The sequence below is a fragment of the Levilinea saccharolytica genome (genome assembly GCF_001306035.1).
Taxonomy (GTDB): Bacteria; Chloroflexota; Anaerolineae; order Anaerolineales; family Anaerolineaceae; genus Levilinea; species Levilinea saccharolytica.
The window spans coordinates 122,890-149,212 of the sequence record NZ_LGCM01000002.1 but is presented as its reverse complement, the minus strand read 5'-3'; the positions used below and the strand labels follow the sequence as shown (position 1 = coordinate 149,212).

25 protein-coding genes are annotated in these 26,323 nt (G+C 60.9%); 13 read left to right on the top strand and 12 right to left on the bottom strand.

Going from position 1 to position 26,323, the window contains the following annotated elements; genetic code table 11:
- The 3 genes from ADN01_RS00715 to lepA are packed head-to-tail and all read right to left on the bottom strand — an operon-like array spanning nucleotide 1 to nucleotide 3,878.
- Nucleotides 1–1,029: a GDP-mannose 4,6-dehydratase gene (locus ADN01_RS00715; RefSeq protein ID WP_174232584.1), complete on the bottom strand. Its 1,029-nt coding sequence runs from the start codon at nucleotides 1,027–1,029 to the stop codon at nucleotides 1–3.
- Nucleotides 1,030–1,071: 42 nt separating this feature from the next.
- Complete coding sequence (locus ADN01_RS00710; protein WP_062418054.1) at nucleotides 1,072–2,082, bottom strand: lysylphosphatidylglycerol synthase transmembrane domain-containing protein; 1,011 nt, start codon at nucleotides 2,080–2,082, stop codon at nucleotides 1,072–1,074.
- Nucleotides 2,079–3,878 (bottom strand): translation elongation factor 4, encoded by a 1,800-nt coding sequence (gene lepA / locus ADN01_RS00705; protein ID WP_062418053.1) that lies wholly within the window; start codon nucleotides 3,876–3,878, stop codon nucleotides 2,079–2,081. The genes ADN01_RS00710 and lepA overlap by 4 nt, the downstream gene beginning before the upstream one ends.
- A 150-nt stretch (nucleotides 3,879–4,028) precedes the next feature.
- On the opposite strand from lepA, the gene ADN01_RS00700 reads away from it, so the two are divergent.
- Nucleotides 4,029–6,425, top strand: coding sequence for a phospholipid carrier-dependent glycosyltransferase (locus tag ADN01_RS00700; protein WP_062418052.1), 2,397 nt, complete (start codon nucleotides 4,029–4,031; stop codon nucleotides 6,423–6,425).
- Nucleotides 6,426–6,526: 101 nt separating this feature from the next.
- Here the strand turns inward: ADN01_RS00700 and ADN01_RS00695 are convergent, their stop codons facing one another.
- Nucleotides 6,527–7,339 (bottom strand): TlyA family RNA methyltransferase, encoded by an 813-nt coding sequence (locus ADN01_RS00695; protein WP_062418051.1) that lies wholly within the window; start codon nucleotides 7,337–7,339, stop codon nucleotides 6,527–6,529.
- 69 nt (nucleotides 7,340–7,408) lie between these two features.
- On the opposite strand from ADN01_RS00695, the gene ADN01_RS00690 reads away from it, so the two are divergent.
- Genes ADN01_RS00690 through greA form a run of 5 tightly spaced genes read left to right on the top strand, consistent with a single transcriptional unit; the run spans nucleotide 7,409 to nucleotide 11,689 of the window.
- Nucleotides 7,409–8,278 carry a decaprenyl-phosphate phosphoribosyltransferase gene (locus tag ADN01_RS00690; RefSeq protein WP_062418050.1) on the top strand — a complete coding sequence of 290 codons (870 nt, stop codon included), beginning with the start codon at nucleotides 7,409–7,411 and terminating at the stop codon, nucleotides 8,276–8,278.
- Nucleotides 8,279–8,286: 8 nt separating this feature from the next.
- Nucleotides 8,287–9,240 carry a mevalonate kinase gene (gene mvk / locus ADN01_RS00685; protein ID WP_062418049.1) on the top strand — a complete coding sequence of 318 codons (954 nt, stop codon included), beginning with the start codon at nucleotides 8,287–8,289 and terminating at the stop codon, nucleotides 9,238–9,240.
- Nucleotides 9,233–10,042: an isopentenyl phosphate kinase gene (locus ADN01_RS00680; protein WP_062418048.1), complete on the top strand. Its 810-nt coding sequence runs from the start codon at nucleotides 9,233–9,235 to the stop codon at nucleotides 10,040–10,042. Before mvk ends, ADN01_RS00680 begins: the two co-directional genes overlap by 8 nt.
- Nucleotides 10,043–10,048: 6 nt before the next feature.
- Entirely contained in the window at nucleotides 10,049–11,200 is a 1,152-nt protein-coding gene (locus tag ADN01_RS00675; RefSeq protein WP_062418047.1) for a deoxyguanosinetriphosphate triphosphohydrolase, read from the top strand.
- Between the two features lie 21 nt (nucleotides 11,201–11,221).
- On the top strand, nucleotides 11,222–11,689 hold the full coding sequence (gene greA, locus ADN01_RS00670) for a transcription elongation factor GreA (protein ID WP_062418046.1): 468 nt from the start codon (nucleotides 11,222–11,224) through the stop codon (nucleotides 11,687–11,689).
- 97 nt (nucleotides 11,690–11,786) lie between these two features.
- On the opposite strand, the gene ADN01_RS00665 is transcribed toward greA, so the two are convergent.
- The 8 genes from ADN01_RS00665 to ffh all read right to left on the bottom strand — a co-directional run bounded on the left by ADN01_RS00665 (nucleotide 11,787) and on the right by ffh (nucleotide 20,120).
- Nucleotides 11,787–12,821 (bottom strand): hypothetical protein, encoded by a 1,035-nt coding sequence (locus ADN01_RS00665; RefSeq protein ID WP_062418045.1) that lies wholly within the window; start codon nucleotides 12,819–12,821, stop codon nucleotides 11,787–11,789.
- 148 nt (nucleotides 12,822–12,969) lie between these two features.
- Nucleotides 12,970–15,276, bottom strand: coding sequence for a type I DNA topoisomerase (topA, locus tag ADN01_RS00660; RefSeq protein ID WP_201778602.1), 2,307 nt, complete (start codon nucleotides 15,274–15,276; stop codon nucleotides 12,970–12,972).
- Nucleotides 15,277–15,288: 12 nt separating this feature from the next.
- Nucleotides 15,289–16,380, bottom strand: a complete 1,092-nt coding sequence (locus ADN01_RS00655; RefSeq protein ID WP_062418044.1) for a mannose-1-phosphate guanylyltransferase — start codon at nucleotides 16,378–16,380, stop codon at nucleotides 15,289–15,291.
- Nucleotides 16,370–17,491, bottom strand: a complete 1,122-nt coding sequence (dprA, locus tag ADN01_RS00650; protein WP_062418043.1) for a DNA-processing protein DprA — start codon at nucleotides 17,489–17,491, stop codon at nucleotides 16,370–16,372. The genes ADN01_RS00655 and dprA overlap by 11 nt, the downstream gene beginning before the upstream one ends.
- 15 nt (nucleotides 17,492–17,506) lie before the next feature.
- Nucleotides 17,507–17,998, bottom strand: coding sequence for a ribosome maturation factor RimM (rimM, locus tag ADN01_RS00645; protein ID WP_062418042.1), 492 nt, complete (start codon nucleotides 17,996–17,998; stop codon nucleotides 17,507–17,509).
- A gap of 68 nt (nucleotides 17,999–18,066) precedes the next feature.
- Complete coding sequence (locus ADN01_RS00640; RefSeq protein WP_062418041.1) at nucleotides 18,067–18,306, bottom strand: KH domain-containing protein; 240 nt, start codon at nucleotides 18,304–18,306, stop codon at nucleotides 18,067–18,069.
- A gap of 70 nt (nucleotides 18,307–18,376) precedes the next feature.
- The gene (gene rpsP, locus ADN01_RS00635; protein WP_062418040.1) at nucleotides 18,377–18,685 is read right to left on the bottom strand and encodes a 30S ribosomal protein S16; all 309 of its coding nucleotides are present in this window, start codon (nucleotides 18,683–18,685) and stop codon (nucleotides 18,377–18,379) included.
- A 115-nt stretch (nucleotides 18,686–18,800) separates the two neighbouring features.
- Entirely contained in the window at nucleotides 18,801–20,120 is a 1,320-nt protein-coding gene (gene ffh, locus ADN01_RS00630) for a signal recognition particle protein (RefSeq protein WP_062418039.1), read from the bottom strand.
- A 258-nt stretch (nucleotides 20,121–20,378) separates the two neighbouring features.
- Between ffh and ADN01_RS00625 the strand changes: the two genes are divergently transcribed.
- The 7 genes from ADN01_RS00625 to queG all read left to right on the top strand — a co-directional run bounded on the left by ADN01_RS00625 (nucleotide 20,379) and on the right by queG (nucleotide 26,321).
- The gene (locus ADN01_RS00625) at nucleotides 20,379–21,236 is read left to right on the top strand and encodes a DegV family protein (protein WP_062418038.1); all 858 of its coding nucleotides are present in this window, start codon (nucleotides 20,379–20,381) and stop codon (nucleotides 21,234–21,236) included.
- 168 nt (nucleotides 21,237–21,404) lie between these two features.
- Nucleotides 21,405–21,884, top strand: coding sequence for a DUF1015 family protein (locus ADN01_RS00620; RefSeq protein WP_082389695.1), 480 nt, complete (start codon nucleotides 21,405–21,407; stop codon nucleotides 21,882–21,884).
- The gene (locus ADN01_RS00615) at nucleotides 21,881–22,705 is read left to right on the top strand and encodes a M23 family metallopeptidase (protein ID WP_075070834.1); all 825 of its coding nucleotides are present in this window, start codon (nucleotides 21,881–21,883) and stop codon (nucleotides 22,703–22,705) included. The genes ADN01_RS00620 and ADN01_RS00615 overlap by 4 nt, the downstream gene beginning before the upstream one ends.
- An 81-nt stretch (nucleotides 22,706–22,786) precedes the next feature.
- Nucleotides 22,787–23,572, top strand: coding sequence for an NBR1-Ig-like domain-containing protein (locus tag ADN01_RS00610; RefSeq protein ID WP_062418035.1), 786 nt, complete (start codon nucleotides 22,787–22,789; stop codon nucleotides 23,570–23,572).
- Between the two features lie 86 nt (nucleotides 23,573–23,658).
- Nucleotides 23,659–24,393 (top strand): NBR1-Ig-like domain-containing protein, encoded by a 735-nt coding sequence (locus ADN01_RS00605; RefSeq protein WP_075070833.1) that lies wholly within the window; start codon nucleotides 23,659–23,661, stop codon nucleotides 24,391–24,393.
- 310 nt (nucleotides 24,394–24,703) lie between these two features.
- On the top strand, nucleotides 24,704–25,141 hold the full coding sequence (locus tag ADN01_RS00600) for an NBR1-Ig-like domain-containing protein (protein ID WP_075070832.1): 438 nt from the start codon (nucleotides 24,704–24,706) through the stop codon (nucleotides 25,139–25,141).
- 40 nt (nucleotides 25,142–25,181) lie between these two features.
- Nucleotides 25,182–26,321 (top strand): tRNA epoxyqueuosine(34) reductase QueG, encoded by a 1,140-nt coding sequence (gene queG, locus ADN01_RS00595; RefSeq protein WP_062418034.1) that lies wholly within the window; start codon nucleotides 25,182–25,184, stop codon nucleotides 26,319–26,321.
- The last annotated feature ends 2 nt before the right edge of the window (nucleotides 26,322–26,323 follow it).

Genomic DNA, 26,323 nt, shown 5'->3' with positions numbered 1-26,323 from the left:
CTACGCGAACATCTCCCGGTTGGCTTTGACCCACTCAAACAGTTCGCGCAGCCCGGCCCGCACCCCATAGCGCGGCTGCCAGCCCAACACATGCTCAGCTTTGCGAATGTCCGAAACGTATATGCGCTGATCGCCGGGGCGCCAATCGCCCAGCGCCACCGGAACGGCGTGCCCAACGGCCTGTTCCAGCATGGGTTGGAATTCCTTCCACACCGAAATGACGTTGTCCGCGCCGCCGCCCACGTTAAACACCTGCCCCGCGCTGCGGTTCAGGTGGCTCAAGGCCGCATCGTAAGCGTCCAGCAAATCTTCCACATACAGCACATCCCGCACCTGCTTGCCGTCTCCGTAAATGCTGATCGGCTTGCCCGTCAGCGCCGCGATCACGAACCAGGCCAGCCAGCCCTGATCCTCCACGCCGAACTGGCGCGGGCCGTAAATGCAGCTCTGGCGCATGACCACCGTCGGCAGGTCGTAAATGCGGTGATAGTCGCGCACGTATTGGTCGCCGCAGCCCTTCGAACAGCCGTAGGGCGAATGGAAATCCAGCGGCTGCGCCTCCGAGATGCCGAAGGGGAAATCCGCATAGCGGTAGCGGGTTTCTTCTTCCACCACCGTCACCTCTTCCATCCCGCCGTAGACTTTATTGGTGGAGGCGTACACCACCGCCGGGAACTTGCCCGAGGCGCGCGCCGCCTCCAGCATGTTGAACGTGCCCAGGGCGTTAATTTCAAAATCTTCCCGCGGGTTGGTCACCGAGGTGGTCACCGCCACCTGCGCCGCCAGATGGACAATTACGTCCCGATCCGCCGCCGCCTGCTGCAAGGCCTGCGCATCGCGCACATCCGCCGTGATCAATTGAAATGAGTCCTTGCCGTGCTTGCCCCGCAGCCATTCCAAATTACGCTGGGCACCGCTGCGCGACAAATTATCAAACACCACCACATCTTCACCGCGCGCTAACAGGCGGTTAACATAATTTGAGCCGATGAACCCGGCTCCTCCTGTGACAAGATAACGCTTGGACATCGCTCTTGCTCCATCCATCCTTCAGTGGATTAAACGAAAAAATTACACCCGCGGTTCCTGGGCACGCAGCTGCGCGCTCAACGAACCCAATGAACGCCCTTCTTTTAGCAATCCGATAAACCCAAAAATGCCCGTGACCGCAAAATTGATAAAGTGCATCAAGATGGCATAGGCCAGCGCGGAGGAATTATCCACGCCCAACACCGCCAGCGCGCCCACCACCGCCGCCTCAAACACGCCCAAGGCCGCCGGGGCCGAAGGTACCGCCACCCCCAGGGCCAGCACACTGTCAATAAACATCGGCCACCATAAGGGCACCTGCGGCACCAGCGTGAACAGCATCACGTAATGCACGGCCACCCACAGCACCCAGGAAAGCACCATCCAAAACAGAGCGGCCAAGAACTGGCTGGGGCGGGTCAACACCCGCAGCCCCTCCAGCAGCGAAGCCACCCGCGGCACAATCCAGCGTTCCACGAAGGCCCAGCGCTGGCCCATTTTCAAGATGAAGGCCTGCACGCGCTCGTTAAAGCGCGCCATCCCATATAGACCAGCCAACCCCACAATCACCAGCCCCAGGGTCACCACGGCAAAGGGACGCGCCCATTCCGCGCCCAGGGCTAACGGCAGCGTGCTCAGCAGCATCCCCGCCGCAATCGCCAGGTCAAAGGCGCGTTCAATCACGATTGTCGAGAGCACATGCAGCGGGCCCAGGCCGCTGGCCTGACCCATGAACACCGCCCGCCCCACTTCACCCATGCGCAGCGGGAACAGGTTGTTCAGCAAATAGCCTTCGTTAATGATGAAAAAGCTTTGTGAGACCGTCGGGCGGTGATCCAAAAGCACCCGCCAGCCGTTGGCGCGCGTCCACAGCGAGATGACCGTCAAAGCCACCGCGGCAGCCACCGGCAGCGGCTGAATATTCTGAAAGGCCGTGCGCAGCTCTTCCCAGCGGGCCAGCCGAAAGACGATCACCAAAGCCACCAGGCTGATGATCACGCCCGGCAGCCAGCGCCGCACGCGCATCCACACACCCCGCGCGCCGCCGCTCACTCCTCCTCCAGCCTCAGCACCGCCATGAAGGCATCCTGCGGAATTTCCACGCTGCCCACCATCTTCATACGGCGCTTGCCGCGTTTTTGCTTTTCCAGCAGCTTTTTCTTGCGGGTAATGTCGCCGCCGTAGCATTTAGCCAGCACGTCTTTGCGCACCGCCTTCACATTGGCCCGCGAGATGATTCGCCCGCCGGAAGAAGCCTGAATAGCCACGTCAAACAGCTGCCGCGGGATCAGCTCTTTCAGCTTGCTCACCAGCGCCTGCCCCTTGTGGTAGGCGTTTTCCTTGTGCACAATTGCCGCCAGCGCGTCCACCGCTTCGCCGCCCACCAGCACTTCCAGTTTCACCAGGTTGCCGGGGCGGTATTCCAGGAACTGATAATCCATCGAGGCATAGCCGCGCGAGCGGGATTTCAGCGCATCGAAGAAGTCCACAATCAATTCCGACAACGGAATTTCAAAATTCAGCTGCACCCGGTTGGGCGCGGGGTGTTCCTGGCTCACAAACACGCCGCGGCGCTTGCTGATCAAATCCATAATCGTGCCGAAATAGTCGGTCGGGGAGAAGATTTGCAGCGCCATCCACGGCTCGCGAATTTCACTAATCAAACTTTCGTCCGGCAGCTGCGCCGGGGAATCCACCCGCAGCACCTCACCATCGGTCATGATGACTTCATATTCCACCGACGGCGCCGTCACCACAATATCCAGATCGTATTCGCGTTCCAGCCGTTCCTGGATGATCTCCATGTGGAACAGGCCCAAAAAGCCGCAGCGGAAGCCAAAATTCAGCGCCTGTGAGGTCTCTGGCTCAAAAACCAATGAGGCGTCATTTAATTGCAGTTTATCCAGGGCATCGCGTAGATCGGGGTAATCTTCGCCTTCTGTCGGGTAAATGCCCGCAAACACCATCGGCTTGGCCTTGCGGTAGCCCGGCAGCGCAGCCGCCGCCGGCCGCTGTGGGTTGGTGAAGGTATCGCCCACCCGACATTCCGCCACAGTCTTCAGACCGGTGGCCACATAGCCCACGTCGCCAGCGCGCAGCGCATCCACGGGTCGCATCCCCGGCGAAAACACGCCGATCTCCACCGGCTTCACCACGGCCCCCGTCACCATCAGTTTCACCGAATCCCCGCTGCGAATTTCGCCTTCGTTCACGCGCACATAGGCGATCACGCCCTTGTACGAGTCGTAATGCGAATCAAAGATCAAAGCGCGCAGCGGTTCGGAGGCATTGCCTTTGGGCGGCGGCACCTTGTTCACCACCAACTCCAGCACCTGCGCCACATTGATGCCTTCTTTGGCAGAAATGCGCACAATCTCTTCCGCCGGGTAACCCATCAGGTTTTCCAGTTCCTGGGCCACTTCGTCCGGGCGCGCTGACGGCAGATCAATTTTGTTGATCACCGGCACAATCACCAGATCCGATTCCAGCGCCAGGTAAAGGTTGGCCAGCGTCTGCGCCTCAATCCCCTGGGTCGCATCCACAATCAGCAAAGCCCCTTCACAGGCCGCCAATGCCCGGCTGACCTCATAGTTAAAGTCCACATGGCCGGGGGTGTCAATCAGATTAAGCTCGTAATCCAGGCCGTCTTGAGCGGTGTATACCATGCGCACCGCCGAAGCCTTAATCGTGACCCCCTTTTCCCGTTCCAGGTCCATCGAATCCAGAACTTGATTCATCATATCGCGTTCTGAAATCGTACCGGTAAGTTGAAGCAGCCGGTCAGCCAGGGTGGACTTACCGTGATCAACGTGCGCAATAATACAGAAGTTCCGAATATGTTCCATCATAAATCCCCCAAAGTATAACCGATTTTTTGCCGCCCGCACGGCTTTTGCTGCCTATTCTTCCCTACATCCTGGCCCGCTTCCCTCCCCCACACACCCCAGCATAGGTTAAAATGGGAGCATCCTGACTCACTCAAGGCCCTAACACCTCTGATGACCGTTTCTGCCCCCTCCCAACCCTCTGCCCGCACCTTTCGTTTCCCGTGGGGTTTTCTGTTTGACCTCCTCCTGGCCCTGCTCATCCTGATCGGCGTCCTCTTCCGCTTTTCCTGGACCAACTGGAGCCAGGGAACCAGCCTGCACCCGGATGAATACGGCCTCACCAACACCCTCACCCAACTCAGCATCCCCGCCACGCTGGACGAGTATTTCAACACGCGCCTGTCGCCCATCAGCCCCTACGCCAAATACGGCGTGGATGGAACCCTGGTATCCAACGGCCCCGATAACCGCATGCGCTGGGGACAATGGCCCATCATCCTCCTGCGCTGGTTTGGTGAACAAACCGGCAGCACCGGCTATGACGAAATTCGCCAGATGGGGCGCTCCCTCTCCGCAGCCGCCGATACCCTTTCCATCCTGATCCTGATCCTCATCGGCACGCGCCTTTACGGCCGGCGCGCTGGCCTGCTGGCGGGGGCGCTCAGCGCCCTGGCGGTCATGCAGATTCAGCAGTCCCACTTCATGACCTCCGATAACTTTGCTGCCCTCTTCACCACCCTGGCCGTGTATGCCGCCGTGCGCGCCGCCCAAACCCCTGCGGCCGTGCGCCCCGACCAGCCTGAAACCGCCCCCTACCGCCTGTCCTGGGGCGCCCTGGGGTGGTTTGCCCTCTTCGGCCTCAGCTTTGGCATGGCGATGGCCTCGCGCATCAATTTACTGCCTTTGGCCGGGATCATCATCCTGGCCGCTTTCATCAATATCGCCGATCTCAAATTACGCTCCCAAAGCGACCTGCGCCGCGTCCTCACTGCCGCGGCCGTGGGGCTGACTGTGGCCGGGCTGGTTTCGCTGCTCACCTTCCGCCTGTGCCAACCCATGACCTTCCGCGCCGCAAGCGGCGACACCACCTTGTTCACCCTGCACCTCAACCAGGATTGGCTGGACAGCATGAAGGTGGCTCAGGCCGAATCCAGCGGTCAGGGCGGCGGCCCGCCCGCCGAGCAGTGGGCCAACCGTCCGGCCATCCTCTTCCCGCTGATGAATATGGTCGTGTGGGGCATGGGGCCCTTCCTGGGGTTAACCGCCTGGTCGGGGCTGTTCTATGCTGCCTGGCGCTCCTTGAAACGCGCCGAGTGGCGCCGGCACCTGCTGCCGGTGGTGTGGGCGGGCGGATATTTCCTCTTCATGGGCACGCGCTGGGTCAAATCCATCCGCTACTTCCTTCCCATCTACCCCATCCTAGCCTTGCTAGCCGCCTGGCTGCTGTTGACGCTTTGGCAGCGGGCAGCCGCCCACCCGCTGCGTAAGGGTCTGGCCGGGGCACTCACCGCCCTGGTGCTGGTCGGCACCCTGCTGTGGGCCAACGCATTCACCGCGGCCGTTTACCGCCAGGCGCACACCCGCCTGCGCGCCACCACCTGGATTTTCCACAACATCCCCGCCCCCTTTATGCTGAATCTCTCAGCCGACAGCGGCCCCTTCACCGAGCCGCTGGGCGCACCCGACGGCCTGCTGATCACCTCCAACGCGCCTTTCTCGCAAGCCTTCGTGCTGCCCGACCCCGGTCAGCTGGAAAGCATCCGCCTGTCCCGCCCCGCCGTGGAAGGCATGGCCGCTGCGGAAACGCCGCTGACGCTTTCCATCAGCAGCGACGCCAACAACACCGACATTTTGGGGCAGGCCGTTCTGCGCCTGCCGGCGCAAGCCAAAGATCAGCCCGTGGGCACCTATGCTGCCGAGTTTGACCCGCCCCTCACCCTGCAAAACGGTGTGCCCTACTACCTGCACGTCAGCGTTGAGGGCTCCAGCGCCGTGCGCCTGTACCGCACCGTTCTGGCCAACGAAAGCTGGGATGAAGGTCTGCCCGTGCCCTTCGAAAACCGCGACCCATTCGGCCAGTATTACCGCGGCCTGAGCGTGGAAGCCCGCTGGTATGACGACGCCAACAAAAAAGCTATGTATGTGGAAACCCTCACCCAGGCCGACGTGCTCATTCTGCCCTCCCAGCGTGCTATCTGGTCTTCGGCTCGCATCCCCGTCACCTACCCCATGACCCTGGAGTATTACCGCGCCCTGTTCGACGGCCGCCTGGGGTTTGAAAAGGCCGCCCTCTTCACCGCCCCCTGGAAATTCGGCCCCTTGCAGGTGTCCGACGTAGGCGGCACCCTGGCCTGGGGACGCGAACCTACCTTACCCCTCTTTAACTATAATTTCTTTGCCGCCGAAGAGGCTTTCAGCGTTTACGACCACCCGCCGGTGTGGATTTTCACCAAACGCGCTGATTTCAGCCCCGCTGTCGTGTTGGACGTGCTCAACGCCGTCAATCTGGACGCGGTGGAGGTGCAGTCCCCGCGCAACGCCACCCCGCTCTACGATCAAAACCCCTGATTTTCCCTCAGGCAAAAAAAACGGCGGCCTCAAATCTTTTTGGGGCCGCCGGTGCGTTAACAGGATTTCACCGCCTGTGAATCAACCTGGGTGATTGAAATCTACGCAGAATCCTCCGCTGCTTCGCTGGGAACCACTGCCGCGATGCGTGCCTCCAGGTCAGCGCTTTCCGCGCCAGCTGGCCAGCGCAGCAGCGCCAAAAATTCGGTGTTGCCCTTGGGCCCGTGCAGCGGCGAGCAAATCAGCCCCTCCACCCCGAAGCCCTCACGCACCGCCGCCCCCAGCACCTCGCGCAGCACACTGCGGTGCACCGCCGGATCGCGGATCACCCCTTCCCCCTTGGCTGCGTCCGCCCGTCCGGCTTCGAACTGCGGCTTGATCAAAGCCACCACCTGCCCTCCCGCCGCGCTGTCAAACCAGCCCCGCACCACCGGCAGCAGAATCCGCAGCGAAATAAACGAAGCGTCCATCACCACCAGACGCACCGCCTCGGGCAATTTTTCCACATGCCGCGCGTTGGTGCGCTCCATCGAAACCACCCGCGGGTCGGTGCGCAGCTTCCAATGCAAAATACCGTAGCCCACATCAATGGCGTACACTTTGTCGGCCCCATACTGGAGCAGGCAGTCGGTAAAGCCCCCCGTCGAAGCCCCCACATCCGCGCACACCCACCCGCCCAGATCGGTCAGCCCAAAGCCCTCCAACGCCGGTTCCAGCTTCTCTCCCCCGCGGGAAACATATTTTGGCCCGCGGTCCACCGTCAGATCGGCGTTCTCCGGCACTTTCACCGCCGGTTTCAGCACCACCTGCCCATCCACGCGCACCTGCCCGGCCATCACCAGGCGCTGTGCCTGGCTGCGGCTTTCGGCCAGGCCGCGTTCAGTCAATAAGAGGTCCAGGCGTTGTTTATCCATCCCCACAATTGTACCTTACCCCTGCTGCTATTCCGCTCTTTTCTGCCAACTTATGCTAAAATTTTCCGTATGCTCAAAGCGCTGATGAAAACCATGCGTCCCCGCCAATGGACCAAGAACGCTTTTGTCCTGGCTGCGGTGGTCTTTGACCAACAACTCTTCAACCCCGCCGCCATCCTGCGTTCATTCGGCGCGTTTTTCGTCTTCTGCCTGCTTTCCGGCACGGTATACATCCTCAACGATATCATTGACGTGGAGGCCGACCGCCAGCACCCCAAGAAGCGCCTGCGCCCCATCCCCTCCGGCAAACTGCCCATCCGCGCAGCGGTCGCGGCGGCTGTGGTCATCCTGCTGCTCACCTTCCCCCTGGCCTTTTGGCTTTCCCCCGGCCTGGGGATTATCTCCCTGGTGTATTTTCTCATCAACATCGCCTATTCCAACTGGCTCAAGCACATGCCCCTCATTGACGTGCTCACCATCGCCGCCGGGTTTGTGCTGCGCGTGGCGGCGGGGGTCAGCGTCATCGAAGTGCAGCGTTTCTCCCCCTGGCTGTATGTGGTCACCACCCTCTTTGCCCTCTACCTCGGTTTTGGCAAACGCCGCGCCGAGCTGACCACCCTGGCGGAGACCGCCGGCTCTCACCGCCGCGTGCTGGACGGCTACACCCTGCCGTTTCTGGATCAGCTCATCACCATCGTCTCCAGCACCACCCTCATCGCCTATTCTTTGTACACCTTCTCGGCCCCCAATCTGCCCGACAACCACACCATGATGCTCACCATCCCCTTTGTGATGTACGGCATCTTTCGCTATCTGTACCTGATCTACGTTAAAGAAGAGGGCGGTGCCCCCGAAGAGCTGCTGCTCACCGACCGTCCGCTCCAGGCCACCATTGCCCTCTTCGCCCTCACCGTACTCATCATTTTCTACTGGTTCTAAACACGCCCATGCCAGCCCTGATCGCTTCCGCCCCTGCCAAGGCGATTCTCTGCGGCGAGCACGCCGTGGTCTATTCCAGCCCGGCCATCGCCGTGCCCATCACTCAGGCCAAAACCTCCGTGCGGATTCAGCCCTGGATCCAGGCCCCCTCCGGCTCAGTATGGATTGACGCCCCCGACATTCATCTTTCAACTGCGCGCTCCGATCTGCCTCCCACCCACCCGCTGTCTGTCCTGCTCAATCTCATTGAAAGCGACTTACGCCGCGGCCCGCTGCCCGCCTTTCGCATGAAAATCACTTCCACCATCCCGGTGGCTTCCGGTTTGGGTTCCGGTGCAGCGGTATCCGTGGCGGTGCTGCGCGCAGTATATGCCTTTGTGAGCCGCCCTCTGCCGCTGGAACGGCTTAACGAACTGGCCTATCAGGTGGAAAAAATTCACCACGGAACCCCCTCCGGCATAGACAACACCGTCATCACCTACGCCCGCCCGGTCTTTTTCCAGCGCGGCCACCCCCTGCAGTTCCTGCGCATCGCCCAGCCCTTTACCCTGGTGCTGGCCAACAGCGGGCAGCCCAGCCGCACCGCCGACGTGGTGGCTGATGTGCGCCGCGCCTGGCAGGAAAATCCCGAAACCTATCAGGATTACTTCAATCAAATTGCCAGCCTGGTCAACCGCGCCCGCGCCGCCCTGGAAACCGGCGACCATACCGCCCTCGGCCAACTGCTGGATCACAACCACGCCCTGTTGCAGCAAATTGGCGTGTCCAGCCCGATTCTGGACACCCTCACCCAGGCCGCGCGGCAGGCCGGAGCGCTGGGGGCCAAGCTCTCCGGCGCAGGCCGCGGCGGAAACCTCATCGCCCTGTCCCAACCAGAGCGCGCCCCAGAAATCGCCGCCGCCCTCACCCAGGCCGGGGCCAAAAATGTGTTCATCACCACCGTCGAGGCCGTCCATGAATGAACCCGCCCCTTTGATCTTCCTGAAGCTGGGAGGATCGCTGATCACCGATAAGCACGGCACCTCCACTCCCCGGCCCGAAGTTCTGCGCCGCCTGGCCCAGGAAATCGCCGCTGCCCGCCAGGTTTGCCCGCATCTGCGCCTGGTGCTGGGGCACGGCTCCGGCTCCTTTGGCCATGTGCCCGCCAAACGCCACCACACCCGCCAGGGAGTCTCCACTCCCGAACAGTGGCTGGGCTTTGCCGAAGTGTGGCGTGAGGCCCGCGCCCTGAATGACATCGTCGTCCAGGAGCTGTGCGCCGCAGGACTGCCCGTCATCGCTTTTCCACCCTCCGCCGCCATCCTTGCCCGCGGGGCCAAAGTCAGCGATTGGGACCACCGCCCCCTGCAAGCGGCCCTCGACCATCATCTGCTGCCCCTGGTGCAGGGTGATGTGGCCTTTGACCACGCTCTGGGCGGCACGATCCTTTCCACAGAAGATGTGTTTGAACATCTCACCCTCCTGCTCCGCCCGCAGCGTATTCTGCTGGCGGGCATCGAGGCCGGCGTCTGGGAAGATTTCCCCGCCTGCACCCGCCTCATCCCCACCATCACACCAGCTGCCTTTCCGGCCCTCTCATCTCACCTGGGCGGCTCGGCGGCAGTGGACGTCACCGGCGGCATGGAGCAAAAGGTCACCTCCATGTTGGCCCTCATCCAGCGTCAGCCCGGCCTGCAAGTTCTCATCTTTTCCGGCGAACACCCCGGCAATCTGCAAAGCGCCTTGTGCGGCCAGAACCCCGGAACCCTCTTGCTTGGAGATTAACCCCCCATGATCATGTCTCGACAGGCTCTCGAACAAATTGAAGATCAGACTCTGGCCCCCTACGGCCTGCGCGCCAGCCAATCCCGCGGGCGGCTGCATCCCGAAGACGAACCCGATTACCGCACCACCTTTCAGCGCGACCGCGACCGCATTCTGCACACCAGCGCTTTCCGCCGCCTGGAATACAAAACCCAGGTGTTTATCAACTATGAGGGCGACTATTACCGTACCCGCCTCACCCACACCCTCGAAGTGGCCCAAATCGGCCGCACGGTAGCCCGCGCGCTGGGGGCCAACGAGGACGTGACCGAAACCATCTGCCTGGCGCACGACCTGGGGCATCCGCCCTTCGGCCACTCCGGTGAAAGCGTCCTGGCTCGCCTCATGCGCGATCACGGCGGCTTTGAGCACAACAAGCAATCCTTCCGCATCGTCACCCAATTGGAAGAGCGCTATCCCGATTTTCCTGGTCTCAACCTCACCTGGGAAGTGCTGGAAGGGCTGGTAAAGCACGAAACCGAGTACGACCGCTCCGACGCCAAAGATTTCAATCCCGATCTGCGCGGCCACCTGGAAGCCCAAATCGCCAACGCCGCCGATGAACTGGCCTACACCGCCCACGACCTCGACGACGGCCTGCGCTCTGGCATGATCACCCCGTCCATGTTGGAAAGCATGGATTTATGGATCATCGTCACCGAACAAATCGGCTGGAAAGGCGAACCCCTGCAGGCCCTTGACCGCCACCGCATCATCCGCCGCCTCATCGGCCTGGAAGTCACCGATCTGATTCAAACCACCAGCCAGAACCTGCGGCAAAGCGGTGTGCAATCCGTGGACGAATTACAGCGCCTGCCTTATAATGTGATCGGTTTCAGCGAAGAGACCCACCGCCGTAACCGGCAAATCAAAGATTTTCTCTTTGCCAACCTCTACCGTCATCACCGCGTCATGCGCATGGCCGTCAAAGCGGAACGCACCCTCACCCACCTGTTTGAGGCCTACTGCAGCGAACCGGCCATCCTGCCGCCCCAGGCCAAGCAGTCCATCCCAGAAATTGGGCTGGAACGCACCGTGTGTGATTACATCGCGGGGATGACCGACCGGTACGCAATTAACGAATACCAAAAATTATTTGATCCTACGGTGCTGCCGTAACAGCTGCTTGGAGGTATTGCAATGCCCGATGTATCCTATTTGACCGCCGAAGGCGCAAAACGTTTGCAGGAAGAGCTGGTCTATCTCAAAGGCCCCGCCCGCGAAGCCCTGGCAGCCCGCCTGCGCGCCGCTATTCAGATGGGTGATCTCTCGGAAAACGCCGATTACACCGCCGCCAAAGAAGAGCAGGGCTTCCTGGAAGGGCGCATTCAGGAATTGGAAGCCATTCTCTCCCATACCATCATCATTGATGATATGAAAAAAGACACCTCTCAGGTCAATATCGGCGATCACGTCACCATTCAAGAAGAAGACTTCCCCGAAGAAACCTACCACCTGGTGGGTCCCAAAGAAGCCGACCCCACCAAGGGGCGCATCTCGCATGAATCCCCCATCGGCAAAGCCCTCTTGGGCCGCCGCGTTGGGGATGTGGTCAGCGCCGAAACTCCTGGCGGTTCCATCCAGCTTAAAATCACGCGCATCGAGTAAATCGCTGCCCGACCTCGTTCCAACCCCATAAAGAGAAGCGGCTGCCCGTCACAGAGCAGCCGCTTTTACTTTCCCAATCAGTTCGCCGTGCGAACGGTTATCCGGCCTTCGGCCAGATTGCCAGTTCCAGCGTCACCCGGTCAAAGAAGGCGCTGTCGCCCACCGGCCCCTGACCGTAGCTCATGTCCGCGATGCGAGCTTCCAGCTGCAGGGTCTTGGTTTCCAGCAGAATGCGCTTCTTCGGCTCCAGCAGAACGGGTTCGCCCTTCGAGGCCAGGCGCTGGTTCAACGCCAAATCCTCAAAAGCGTGGCGGCTCATCAGCACCTTGGTCACCGTTTGAATGTCGTTCTTATCAAACAGCCACACCTCAAAGGCCGTCACCTTCTTCGGGTCTCCCACCCCCACCGTCTCCGAAATGCCCACGCCGCATTCACCCAGGAATTCTCCCGAGGGAGAGTCAATGCTGAACGAGTCGTCATACAGATCGTCGCCAAGCATGTAGGTGGTCATAAACTGGGCGATGGGCGCTTCTTGGCCTTCGGCTTCAAAATCGGTGCGGGTCGCCGTGCGGCTGGCTTCGTGCGCCTGGCGGCTAGCCTGGTTCAAGACGCCCCCGCCGCTGCGTTTGCGCAGCACCAGGAAATACAGCAAAATCGCGCCGATTACCAGAGTGAGCACGCAGAAGATGCCCAACAGCAAGGCAAAGTTCGGGCCGCCGCTCTCAGCTGCCGGGGCCGCGGGAACCGCGGGCGCACCAGCCGCCGGGGTGCCCTGCTCAGCCGGGGCTGCGGGGGCCACATCCACCTGCACCAGCCGGCTGAATTCCTGCACCGTCTTAGAATTCATCGTCGGGTCTGCCGCCACCTGCGTCAGGGCTTCGCTGCCCTTGGCGCCCAGTTCTTTGAAGCGCTGGATCGCCAGTGCCTCATCCGGCCTCTGGCCAAAGGATTCAACCGCCATGCGCAGGTAATCCGCGCGCAGGTCGGCCCGCAAATGTTCGGCAGAAGCATCCACCCACTTCACCGGCCACAAACCCCAGCCCAAAATCGGCAGGCCAATGATCAAGCCCAACACAAAACCCAACACCGCGGTGATCAGGGGCTTACCAAGCAGCTCACGTATCTTTTCCATAGTTATCTCCTGCAGCTTCCATTGATGACAGCCAGGTAGAATTGGCCTTAAGAATAGCGTTACTTGTTATTTTAGAACAAAAGTTAGTTCAACGCAACCAAAAACCGCCTTCTCCTGGATTCTTTTCCCAATTCAAGGGTTGCAAACTTCATGCCTTCTCAGAATCCACCGCTTCAAGCTGCTCATTTAAGAACGACTCGCCGCAGGCCGTACACTGCACCTCGCGTTTGTTGGCAACCACCAGAAGGCCGCCGCATTTCGGGCAAGGCTGAGCGATGGGCTGCTTCCACGAGGTGAAATCGCAGGTCGGGTAATTGGCACAGCCGTAAAATACACGTCCCTTGCGCGTTTTACGCTGCACAATCTCGCCGCCGTCCTTGGGGCATTTCACCCCAATCACCTCCAGCCAGGCTTCGGTGTGGCGGCATTCCGGGAAATTGCTGCAGCTGATAAATTTGCCAAACCGCCCCCAGCGGATCACCAGATCATGGCCGCACAGCGGGCAGGCGCGCCCCACTTTTTCCAGTTCGGCCTTAGCCGCCGGCATCTCCGCCTGCGCCCGCGCCACTTCGGGGCCGAAGCGGTCGTAAAATTCGCGCACCACGTCCGCCCAAACCGCCTTACCCTCCGCCACCTGATCCAGATTCTCTTCCATGTTGGCGGTGAAATTGGTGTCCACAATGTCGGGGAAGTGCGCCACCAGCAAATCGTTCACCGTCATGCCGGTTTCCGTCGGCAGCAGGCGCTTGGCCTCACGGTACACATACCCGCGTTCTTGAATGGTCGAAATGATCGCCGCGTAGGTGGAAGGGCGGCCAATGCCGTGTTCTTCCAGGTTCTGCACCAGGCTGGCCTCCGAAAAACGCGGCGGCGGCTGGGTGAAGTGCTGTTCCGGCAGCAGCGCCACCAGTTTTTGGGTCTGGTTTTCTTCCAGGCCCGCCGGAATGCGCACCATCTCTTCGTCGGAGCGCAAATCCTCGTCCAGCGCCTCTTCATACACCACCAAATAACCGGGGAAGCGCACCGTGGAACCGGAGGCGCGCAGCCCGTATTCGTGCGAGGGGGTTTTGCCCACCACATCCACCGAAACCGTATCGTACACCGCCGCTTCCATCTGCGAAGCCACAAAATTCTTCCAGATCAGTTGATACAGACGGAATTGGTCGTGGGTCAGGCTGGCCTTAATCGCCTCCGGCAGACGCCGCACGGAGGTGGGCCGGATGGCCTCATGGGCTTCCTGCGCACCTTTGGCCCGCGTCTTATATTGAGGCGGCACAGCAGGCAAGAAATCGCCGCCGTAATTCTGGGCAATCAACTCGCGCACTTCTTTCAATGCCACTTCCGACACCTGGGTCGAATCCGTACGCATGTAGGTGATCAGGCCGGTCGTCCCGCCCTCGCCCACATCCAACCCTTCATACAACTGCTGTGCCAGGGCCATCGTGCGTTTCGCGGTGAACCCCAGCCGCCTCGAAGCCTCTTGCTGCAGAGAACTGGTGATAAAGGGGGCCATCGGCTTTCGCCGCCGCTCCGACCGTTTGATCTTTTGAATGCTGTAAGCCCCCTGCTGCATGTCCGCCGTCACCGCCTCAGTCGCCGCCTGGCTGGTCAGCGCGGGTTCTTCGTCATCCATGCGCACCAGGCGCGCCACAAAGCTGGTTTTTCCGCCCTGCGGCTTCAGCTCGGCCTTAATTGTCCAATATTCCTCTGGCTCAAAGGCCTCAATTTCACGTTCGCGTTCCACAATCAACCGCAGCGCCACAGACTGCACCCGGCCAGCCGAAAGGCGGCTGCGCACCTTCTCCCACAGGATCGGGCTGATGCTGTACCCCACCAGCCGGTCCAAGACCCGCCGGGCCTGCTGAGCGTCCACCAATGACATGTCAATCGAACGCGGGTGCTCAAATGCTTCCTGAATGGCCGGCTCGGTGATCTCATGAAACACCACCCGACGTGTAATTTCCGGCTCAATCTCTGCCGCTTCCATCAAATGCCAGGCAATGGCTTCCCCTTCGCGGTCCGGGTCGGTCGCCAGGTAAATTTCTTCGGCTTTCTGCGCCAGCTGCTTGATCTCTTTCACCACCGGCCGTTTTTCATTGGGAATGCGGTATTTCGGCTCAAAGTTGTGATCCACATCCACCGAAAGCTGCGAACGCAGCAGATCGCGCACATGCCCCACCGAGGCGCGCACGGTATAACCCTTGCCCAAAAAACGGCCCACAGTGCGCGCCTTAGCCGGCGATTCCACAATCACCAGCTTGCCGCTGCGCTTGCGCACCGCTTTGCGCTGCGGGGCTTCCATGCCCTCGTGCGCCGGAGTGCGCCCAATGCGGTACAGCGTCGTCCCACACACGCCGCAGCGCCCGCGGGTCACCGGCGCGCCTGTGGCGTTAAATTCGGCTTGTGCTTCCTGAACTTCTCGTTTTGTCTTGCATTTTACGCAATAAGCTTCCAACGCAGTGCTCTCCTAAAGATAGCGATGATAGCCGTTTTCTTTCAACAGCTTCACAATCTCACGTACTTTTTGCGCCTGGCTGCGCGGGCACACCAACAAGGCGCTGCCGCTGTCCACCAGGATCATATCGTCCAAACCCACGGTCACCAACAGACGTTCGCTGCCGTCCCCCACCACCAGCGAAGCGTGCGTATCCAAACCCAGGTGCTGGGCGTTCACCACCAAGTTGCCGTGCTCGTCCCCTTCCAGCACCTCAAACAGCGAATCCCAACTGCCCACATCATTCCAACCCAAATCCGCCCCCGCCACCACGGCCACCCGTTCGGCTTTTTCCATAATCCCATAGTCCACCGTCTGGGGCTGGATGGTCGGCCAAATCTGCGCCAAAACTGCGCCGCGTTCAGGGGTATCCCATGCCTTGCGAATGGCAGCCAATTTTTCCGAAAGCTCCGGCATCCAGCGCGCAATCTCCGCCAGGATCTGTTCCACCGTCCAAATGAACATGCCGGAGTTCCAATCGTGATCGCCGCGTTCCAAGAAGCCGCGGGCGGTGGCTTCATCTGGCTTTTCCTTGAAGCGCTGCACGCGAAAGACCTCCTGGCCGCCAAAAGCGCCCAGGCTTTCCCCGCGCTGAATGTAGCCGTACCCTGTGGCCGGGGCCGTCGGGCGAATGCCCAACGTCACCAGATAGCCCTGCTCCGCCACGCTTTTGGCCGCACGCAGCACCGCCTGAAAATGCTCCACCTCTTCGATGAAATGATCCGCGGTCAGCACCGCCATCACCGCCCCGGGGTCGCGCTGCGCCAGCACCGCCGCCGCATAGCCCACCACCGAAGCCGTGCCGCGCGGCATGGGCTCCAACAGGTAATTTTCGGCCGGAATCTCCGGAACCTGTTCCTGAAGTTTCCTGGCCTGCTCTGCCACGGTCACCACCAAAATGCGCTCGGCGGGGAACAACCCCTCCAGCCGGTCTACCGCCATCTGAAACAGGGTGCGTTTGCCGTTCAGGCTCAACATCTGTTTCGGGCGTTCCTGCACAGAAAGCGGCCACAGGCGGGTTCCACCCCCGCCAGCCATGATCACCGCGTAAAAATTAGCTTCCATCCCTGCCTGCCTGATATGTGGATAAGCGCTCGCGTACGGCCACATAATTCATGCCGCCCACCTGGCGAACCAGGCCCTTGAGCTCAAGTAGCGTGAGTGTAGCCGATACTTGGGCGATTGGCAAGCCCGACCGCGCCGATATCTCATCAATATGCAGCGGCTCTTGATCCAAAGTGCGCAGCAAACCGCTTTCCACCGGGTCTTCTGGCATCTGAATCCGCACCGCGCGGTATTCCTGCACCTGTTTCAAGTTCAGGGCGTCCAGAACATCCTCAGGCCGCAGCAGCGGACGCGCGCCCTGTTGGATCAATTGGTTCGGCCCCTTGCTTAATGGGGAATAGATGCTGCCGGGCACAGCAAACACCTCGCGCCCCTGTTCCACGGCAAAAGTCGCCGTGATTAGCGCGCCGCTGGTCGTGCCCGCCTCAATCACCACCGTCGCCAGCGACAGACCGGAGATAATTCGGTTGCGCGGGGGAAAATTGCTGCTCTCCGGCTCGGTTCCCGGGGCGTAATCGCTCAGCACAGCCCCGCTGCGGATCACCCGTTCGGCCAGTTTACGGTGTTCTGGCGGGTAAATGCGGTCTACCCCGCAGCCCAACACCGCCAACGTGCGCCCACCGGCTTCCAGGGCAGCGTGGTGCGCTTCGCCATCCACCCCGCGCGCCAGCCCACTGACCACGGTGATGCCGTTTTGCGCCAGGCAAGCCGCCAGATCCTGCGCCGCCTGCCGCCCGTAAGCGCTCACCCCGCGTGTGCCCACAATCGCCACCGCCCACTCATCCGCCAGCGTCAACTCCCCGCGCAGATAGAGCACCGGCGGCGATTGATCCACCTCGCGCAACCGCCGCGGGTATTCGACATCATCCCAGGTCAAAACTGCGATTCCCGCGGCTTGAATTTTCTCCCAATAGGTTTGCAAATCCAGCGATTGGCGCGTGTTCAGCAAGTTCTCAACGATCTTTGCGCTCAGCCCCGCCTCAAGGTAGGCCTCAGCGGGCGCCTGCCACGCCAATTCGGCGCTGCCGAAAAAATCCAGCAGCGCCCGAAAGCGCACCGCGCCAATGCCTTTAACCCGGTTAAATCCGACCCAGTAGGCCCTGGGGTCCATTCAGCTGACTCCCCCCTACAACCACTCCGGCGGGCGCACCACCATCTCACCCGCGGCCAAATCCACCCGTAAAATCACTTCGTCCGTCACCGGCAGCAAAAGTTCCTTGCCGCTTTCGTCCTTCACCACATACACATCGTTGGCGCGCGTTTCCAAAATCTCAGCCAGCTCGCCCAACGTCTGACCGGCTTCGTCCACCACCGACAGGCCGATCAATTGGTGGTAATAATATTCGCCTTCCGGCAAGGCGGGCAGTTCTTTGGCGCTCACATACACCATCAAATTGCGCAGCACCCCCACCTCGTCACAATCTGAAAATTCGGCAAATTTCAACAGCAGGCTGTTACCGTGCCAACGCACCGCCTCAATTTTCAGCGGGCGGTGATCCTCGCCCACCAAAATCACTTTTCCCTTGCGCAGGCGCTCAGGGAAATCCGTCAGCACCTGCATGGAAATTTCACCCTTCACCCCGTGCGGCTTGCGCAGCAGGCCAACAGCCAAGTACACAGGCTCGCCCTCAACGGGCGAGCCTGTTGGTTGTTGATGATCTTCGGAAGAAACCATTCGGCGTGGGGTCATCGCGGCTCTACGACATCCAGGATCGCTTGTTTGCCCTCGCGCGCCGCCGCAACCCGCAGCAGCACCCGCATGGCATTCGCCACCCGGCCGTTTTTGCCGATGACTCGACCCATGTCCTCTTTGCACACCCGCAGTTCAAAGCGGATTTTATTCCCTCCGCTTCTTTCCTGGCGAACCTGCACGCAGCTCGGGTCTTCCACCAGGGACAGGGCAATGTACTCGATTAACTCCTTCACGGTCTCTCCTTCCGGTAGATGGCACAGCCGAAAAATCACGGCATCAGGCCGTTTTCCGTTTTTCGCGGGACTACTGGGCAGCTTTGGCTTCAGCCAACAGCGTCTCCACGGCCTCGCCCTTCTTGAAACGCGCAAAGCGATCCAGGACGCCGGCGTTTTTCAACAGCCGTTCCACAGCTTCGCTCGGCTGCGCGCCAACGCTCAGCCAGTGGTACACACGGTCTTCGGCCACGGTTAACGTGATAGGCTCAGTGCGCGGGTTGTAAAAACCCACAATTTCCAAAAACCGCCCATCGCGGGGGCTTTCATCATTGGCCACAACAATGCGATAACTGGGCTGCTTTTTTAAACCCACACGGCGCAAACGAATCCGAACCATTGAATTACTCCTCTTTTTTACAGCAGATAGGTTGTCAATTTTTCTTCAACCGCAGGCCGCGAAAGCGGGTAGAGGGTGCGCTGAAGGACGCGCAGCCGCTGACGGGCATCTTCGGTTAGCCAAACAGACGAGACATCCCGCGTCCGCCTGTTTTTTGCAAAGTTTTAAACACGCGCTGCATCTCGCGGAACTGCTTCAGCAGCCGGTTCACGTCCTGAACATCCGTCCCCGATCCGCGCGCAATGCGCCGTCGGCGGCTGGCATTCAGCACATCCGGGTTGTTGCGTTCTTGCTGGGTCATCGAGCTTAGAATCGCCTCGGTGACTTTGAGCTGGCGTTCCGCATCGCGCGGATCTACCTGGCGGGCCATCTGACCCATATTCCCAGGCAGCATCTCCAAAATTTGGTGCAGCGGACCCATCTTGCGCAGTTGGCGCAGCTGGTTGGCAAAATCTTCCAGCGTAAAGTGCCCCGACATCATGCGTTCGGCCTGTTCCTGCGCCGATTTTTGATCCATGGCCTCGGCTTTTTCAATCAGCCCCAGCACATCCCCCATCCCCAAAATGCGCCCGGCCAGCCGCGCCGGATCATAGGCTTCCAGCGCTTCGATGCCTTCGCCCGTGCCCAGGAATTTGATCGGCACGCCCGTCACGCTGCGGATGGAAATGGACGCGCCGCCGCGGGCGTCGCCGTCCATCTTGGTCAGCACCAGACCGCTCAAGCTCACGCTGTCGCGAAAGCCGGTGGCGATGTGCACCGCTTCCTGACCGATCATCGAATCCACCACCAGCAGGGTCTCAGCGATGGTCACCTTGCGCGCAATGGCGCGCAGTTCGTCCATCAACTGCTGATCCAGCTGCGAACGGCCGGCGGTGTCCACAATCATCACCGTCACGCCGCCTTTTTCAGCCTGCGTAAAGGCGTGCTGCACCACTTCCGGCGGCAGCTTGCCGTCTTCGGTGAACACCGGCACGCCCACCCGCTCGCCCAGGGTTTGCAGCTGCTTGATCGCCGCCGGGCGGTAAGGGTCCGCCGCCACCAACAGCACGCGCTCGCCCTGCGAACGCAGCAGCCGCGCGATCTTGGCCGCCGCGGTGGTTTTACCCGAGCCTTGCAGGCCCACCATCATCATCACCCGCGGGCGCGGTCCGCTCAGATTCAGGCGGTCTGCCGGGCCCAGGGTGTTGAGCAGTTCTTCATGCACAATCTTGATCACCTGCTGGGCCGGGTTTAACGCACGCGAGACCTCAGCGCCCACTGCGCGCTCGCGCACGCGGGCAATGAAGTCTTTGACCACCCCATAATTAACGTCCGCTTCCAGCAGCGCCATGCGCACTTCGCGCAGAGCCGCGTCCACGTCCGCCTCGGTCAGCTTACCGCGGCGGCGCAGGTTTTGGAAGACTTCGTTTAACCGGCCAGACAGATTCTCGAACAAATGACCAATCCTTAACCCAATAGACAATCAAACGCCCTTGGACAAGGGTGTTCGCAGTCGGATTTTAGCCCTGATGACGGGAATGGTCAAGGGCCAATTCCAGAAATCGCCGCTCCAACCGGGTGCGATCCCAGCTCAGAATTTTATCACATCTTACCCGCCGCCCGCCGCACCCTGCGCAACCTACGCCGGGGTGCGGGGTTATAGTCTTAGGAATTTTGAATATTTATCCGTTTTACCCATTGGAGGAATGATCCTATGTCCAAAGTTGCCGTTGTCACCGACAGCACCGCCAACATCCCCGAAGCCATGCTGCGCGGTTTACCTCTGCATGTGTTGCCCCTGCACGTCATTTGGGGCGAGAACAACTATGCCGACGGTATTGATATCACCCCCACCGAGTTCTATACCCGCCTGCAAACCGCCAAAACTATGCCCACCACCTCACAGGTGACCCCAGGCGCTTTTCGCGATCTTTACAACCGCCTGTTAGAAGAAGGCTATGAAATCCTCAGCCTGCACATCTCTTCCAAACTCTCCGGCACTCTGGATTCCGCCCAACAGGCCGTGCAGTACTTCCCCGGCGCCAAGATCAGCCTGGTGGATTCCGAAAGCACTTCCATGGCCTTGGGCTTCCTGGCCCTGGCCGTGGCCCGCGCTGCGCAGCAAGGCGCAACCCTGGCCGAATGCACCCAGCTGGCCCAGCACGGCCGCACCAATATCAATGTGTACTTTGTCCCCAGCACTCTGGAATTCCTGCACCGCGGCGGGCGCATCGGCGGGGCCGCCGCCCTGGTGGGCACCGCCCTCAACCTCAAACCCATCCTTTCCCTGCGCGATGGGCGTGTGGAAGCCATTGAGCGTGTGCGTACCATGGGCAAAGCCCTCGACCGCATGATGGAACACGTCAGCACCTCCATTGACGGCCGCCGCCCTGTGCGCCTGGCCTCCATTCATGCCAATTCACCCGATGAGGCCGCCCAACTCTTAGAGCGCGCCCGCCAAAATTTCTCCGTCAGCGAAGTCTCCGACGCCCTGTGCGCCGAAGTTTCTCCCGTCATCGGGACGCATACTGGCCCTGGCACGGTCGGCCTGGCGTTCATGACCGGCCTGTAATCCCCTTCATGCCTGAGCGAAAAAACCCCGCAGCCTTGCGGGGTTTTTTGTCAGACATTTTTCCCCCTTCTGCACGACAGGTTTCCTCATTTTTTGAAAGCCATTTTCTTGCCCGATTCCATTTGGTACAATACTTTTATTCCCATCCAATTTGGAAAAGGATTCCACATGAAAAATTACTCGAAGCTTGGCTTCCAAATTCCCCAGGTCTTGCTGCCCAAGGCCGGGACCGACCTGACACGCTGGGCGGTGATCGCCTGTGACCAGTTCACCTCCCAACCAGAATATTGGAACGATGTCGAGCGCATCGTGGGGGATGCCCCCTCCACCCTGCGCCTGATCCTTCCCGAAGTCTACCTGGAAAAACCAGGCGAAGGCGAGCGCATTCAAGCCACTCAACAGGCCATGAAAACCTATGTGGACAAGGGCTTGTTCGAGACCTATGAAGGTCTCATTTTGGTAGAGCGCCAGGCCGCCGGGAAAACCCGCCGAGGGGTCATGTTGGCCCTGGATCTGGAATGTTACGACTTCAACAAGGGTTCCCAATCCCTCATCCGCGCCACCGAAGGCACCATTTTGGAACGCCTGCCACCCCGCATCAAAATTCGCTCCGGCGCGCCCCCTTACAAGAAGTCCCCTGGGCGTTGAACCCCAACGACCATTTCTTTTTCGTGCGTCCCATCGCCGCGGATGTGGTTAACTGGCCCCTAGCCGATTACCGCTACGGCGGGGTCTTTTTCAGCACGGATATCGTCCACACCGGCATTGACATCCCCAACTTGAAAGGCACGCCGGTACTGGCCGCCGGGCCGGGCAAGGTTGTCTGGGCCGGTTACGGCCTCTACCTGGGCGGCAACAACCCTTCCGACCCCTACGGCCAGGCCGTCACCATTCAGCACAATTTCGGCTACCAGGGAAAAAAGCTGTACACCATCTACGCTCACCTGGATTCGATTGACGCCATCATCGGCCAATGGGTCAACACCGGCGACCAAATTGGCCGCGTGGGAACCACCGGCCTGACCACCGGCCCGCACCTGCATTTTGAGGTGCGCATCGAAAATAACAGCTACTTTGCCACCCGCAACCCCGAGCTGTGGCTGGCCCCACCCCAGGATTGCGGCGTTTTAGTAGGCCGTCTGATGAACACCAACGGTTCCCTGCTCACCTACCAGTCCGTGGTCATCACCTCCCTCGAAACTCGCCAAAGATGGACGGTCAACAGTTACGGCAAAGACACCGTCATCAGCGATGACTACTACCGCGAGAATCTCGTCATCGGCGACCTGCCCGCCGGAGACTATCAGGTGTCGCTGCGCTACCGCGAAGAGGATGACCCCCTCCTCACCCAAATCACCATTCGCCCCGGCGCCGTCACCTATTTCACCTTTCGCGGCCAATCCGGTTTTTCCACCGGCCTGCCGCCCACCCCCTCACCCAGCTCCTGGCTCAAGTTCACCAACCCTTGACAATTCACCCGCTAGGGTTGACAATTTGCGCTTACGGTTCTGGTAAAATTGAATGAGAAAAATAAACGGAGGTTGAACCCCATGTTCAAATCAAAAAATCCCACCTGGGCGCTGATCGTCATCGCCGCCTTCCTGCTGGCGTCCTGCAATAACCCAGCGGCGGCTGGCGAGCCCACCGTGGACACGAACGCCATCTTCACCGCAGCCGCGCAGACCGTGCAGGTGCAGATCAGCCAAACTGCGGCGGCCATGCCCACCAACACGGTAGCGCCGTCTCAAACCCCCACCTTGACCCCTGAGCTTCCGGCTCTGCCCAGCCTGCCGCCCCTGGATGTCAATGTGACCCCCTCGGTGGCCTTCACCCTGGCCCCGCTCCCCGGCCTGGCCACGGCCACCAACCCGGCCCCCGCCACCACCGGTGACAAAGCCGAATGGGTCACGCAGGTCCCCACCGACGGCGCGCGCATTGAGCACGGCACCAAATTTGACGTCCGCTGGACGGTGCGCAACACCGGCACGACCACCTGGAACACCAATTACACCATCCGCCACTACGCCGGAACCAAGCTGGGTGAGAAAAGCACCTACAAGTTCCGCGCCACCGTCAAGCCCGGCGACAGCACCGATCTGGTCATTGATGCGGTGGCCCCCTCGAAGAACGGTGAATACAATTCCATCTGGGTGCTCACCAACGATCAGGGCGTCAATTTCTACGTGGTGGATATCACCATCAAGTCGGTTAACCCCGGCCCCACCGAAACCCCCGATCCCACCAAGATCGCCCTTGAAGTCTGCTGCGACGATAATCCCGATAACGACGGGACCCGTTGCGACGATTTCGATTCAGACAAGTGTCCGGCGGATTAATCCCCAACCCCCTTTTCTCCTACACAACAGCCCGGGGCAGCCAAAGCCCCGGGTTTTGTTGAAAAGCCGAAAAAGGACGGTTTCACATGATGAACCTTCTCTCCATCTTTTCCCGTAAAATCTTCGCCCTGCTGGCGCTGGTCTTCCTCTTGGCCGCCTGCAACTTCCCTGGCAGCTCACAGGCCGGTAAAGACAGCCCAGAGGCGGTCTACACCCAGGCTGCTCAAACCGTGCAGGCCGCGCTGACCGCCCAAGGCCCCCGCACCACCCCCACCCAGCCCCCAGCAGCCCTCCCCACAGTTTCTGTTCCCACCCAGGCCCCTCCGCCGTCGGACCCCACGCAGGCCCCGCCTTCCAACCCCACCCAACCCCCGGCCCCTGCCCCCACCAGCACCATTAAGGTAGATGACGCAGCACAGTTTGTTTCGCAGTCCCCCAGCGACGGCACGTCCATCCCCGCGGGGCAGGCGTTTAAAACCGTGTGGACTCTCAAGAATGTGGGCAAAACCACCTGGACCACCCAATACCATTTACGCCCCTTCATCCAGGTCAATTTTGGCGGCCCTGCCCAGGTCTTCCTCCCCAAAGAGGTCAAGCCCGGTGAAGAAGTCTCCATCGAAGTCCCCATGACGGCCCCCGACAGCCTGGGCGAACAAAAAACCATCTGGGTGCTCACCAATGCCACCGGGGTCAATTTCTTCCCCCTGGATCTGACCATCAAGATCATCACCGCCCCCACCAACACCCCCAAACCCAACCTGACCGCCACGGCCCAATCCTGCCTGGATAACCCCGGCTCCTGCCCCACCGTCACGCCCTGATCGGCGTCCTGATTAAACCTTGACAATTCGGTCATCTCAGTTGAAAATGCCCCTACGGCTGATTAAGATGGCCCCTATCATGGAGGATATACCGCATGTTTTCAACTCGTAAAGCGCTTTTCAGCCTGGTGCTTCTCACCAGCTTACTGCTTTTGGCTGGCTGCAGCCTGGCGGGCACTCCTGCCGCCGCTGCGCCCGAACAGCAGCCCAGCCCCGATCTCGATCAGGTGCGCACCGAGGCCGCTCAGACCGTGGTCGCCCGCGTCACCTTCCAGGCTGCGCTGACCCCCTCGGCCACGCTGCCCCCGCGGTGCAGGTGGATGCGCCCACTTCCACAGCCGTGCCCACCCTCACCCGCCCAGTCACCAGCGGCGGTGGCGGCGGCAGTGTCAAAGCCACGGCCACCTCTTCCTACACCGATCAGGCCAAAATCCTCAGCACCAGCCCGCAGGACTACAGCAATATGCCCGCCGGACGCGACTTTGACGCGGTGTGGGTGCTCAAGAACGTGGGCAAACGCGCCTGGGACACCACCTTCTACATCCGCCACGCGGGCGGCAATCTGAAGGGTGCCAACACCGATCTGGTGTTCCTGCCCAAGGACGTCCCCGTCAACGGCAGTGTAGAAATGACCGTGGATTTCAACGCGCCTTCCACCCCCGGTGCCTACACCAGCTATTGGGAACTGGTCAATGACGACGGCGTGGCCTTCTACCGCTTCTACATCACCATCAACGTTCCCAAATAACCCCCGCCCAGCGTCTTCCCTTCGCTGTGGATGAGGTCCAATGTCTTTCGAAGATGACGTAAAAGCCGAGGCATTCCACCTCGGCTTTTCTCTTTGCGGCCTCGCTGCCGCCCAGCCCCAAGCCCAGCACGCTGCCGTCTATGAAGATTGGCTGGCGGCGGGTCACCACGCCCAGATGGGCTACCTGGCTGCCGAAAGCGCCCGCCTGCGCCGCGCTGACCCTTCGCTGACCTTGCCGGGTGTACGCACGGTGCTGACGGTGGGCCTGCCCTACCCCAACCCCGCCCGCGCTGCCGCACCCGCGGACGGCCGTCTGCGCGGGCGCACCGCCGCCTACTCCTGGGGCCAGGATTACCACGATCGGATCCCTCCGCGGCTGAACCAACTGGCCGTCTTTTTGGAAACCCGCCTGGGCCTGCCTCTGGCCCACCGCGCCTATACCGACACCGGCCCTCTTTTAGAACGCGCCTGGGGGCAGCAGGCCGGTTTGGGCTGGTTTGGGAAGAATTCCTGCCTCATCCACCCGCGCGGCGGTTCGGCGTTTCTGTTGGGTGAACTGCTCCTGGACGTAGAATTGCAGCCCGATGTCCCCTGGGAGGCCGACCGCTGCGGAAGCTGCACGCGCTGTTTGGACGCCTGCCCCACCGGCTGCATCCTGCCCAACCGCACCCTCGACGCCCGCCGCTGCCTGTCCTATTGGACCATTGAAAATAAAGGCCTCATCCCGGTTGAATTGCGCCCGTCCCTCGGCAATTGGGTCTTCGGCTGCGATATCTGCCAGCAGGTCTGCCCCTGGAATCAGCATGCCGCGCCTTCACAAGTGGACGCCGCCTTTGATTTCACCCCGGAAGAAGCCTTCCCAGACCTGCTGGAGGCCCTCAGCCTGTCCCCTGTGGATTTCAACCGCAGTTTCCGCCGCACCCCCCTGGCGCGCACCAAACGCCGCGGTTTTCTGCGCAACGCCGCCGTGGCCCTCGGCAACCTGGGCGACCCGGCCGCCGCCCCCGCCCTCATCCACACCCTCGAGAACGAGCCGGAACCCCTGGTGCGCGCTCACGCGGCCTGGGCCTTAGGGCAGCTGCACCATCCCCGCGTCCGCCCCGCCCTGGAACATGCCCAATTAACCGACCCTGACCCCAGCGTGCGCCTGGAAGCCGCTGGTGCCCTGGCCGCCCTTTAACG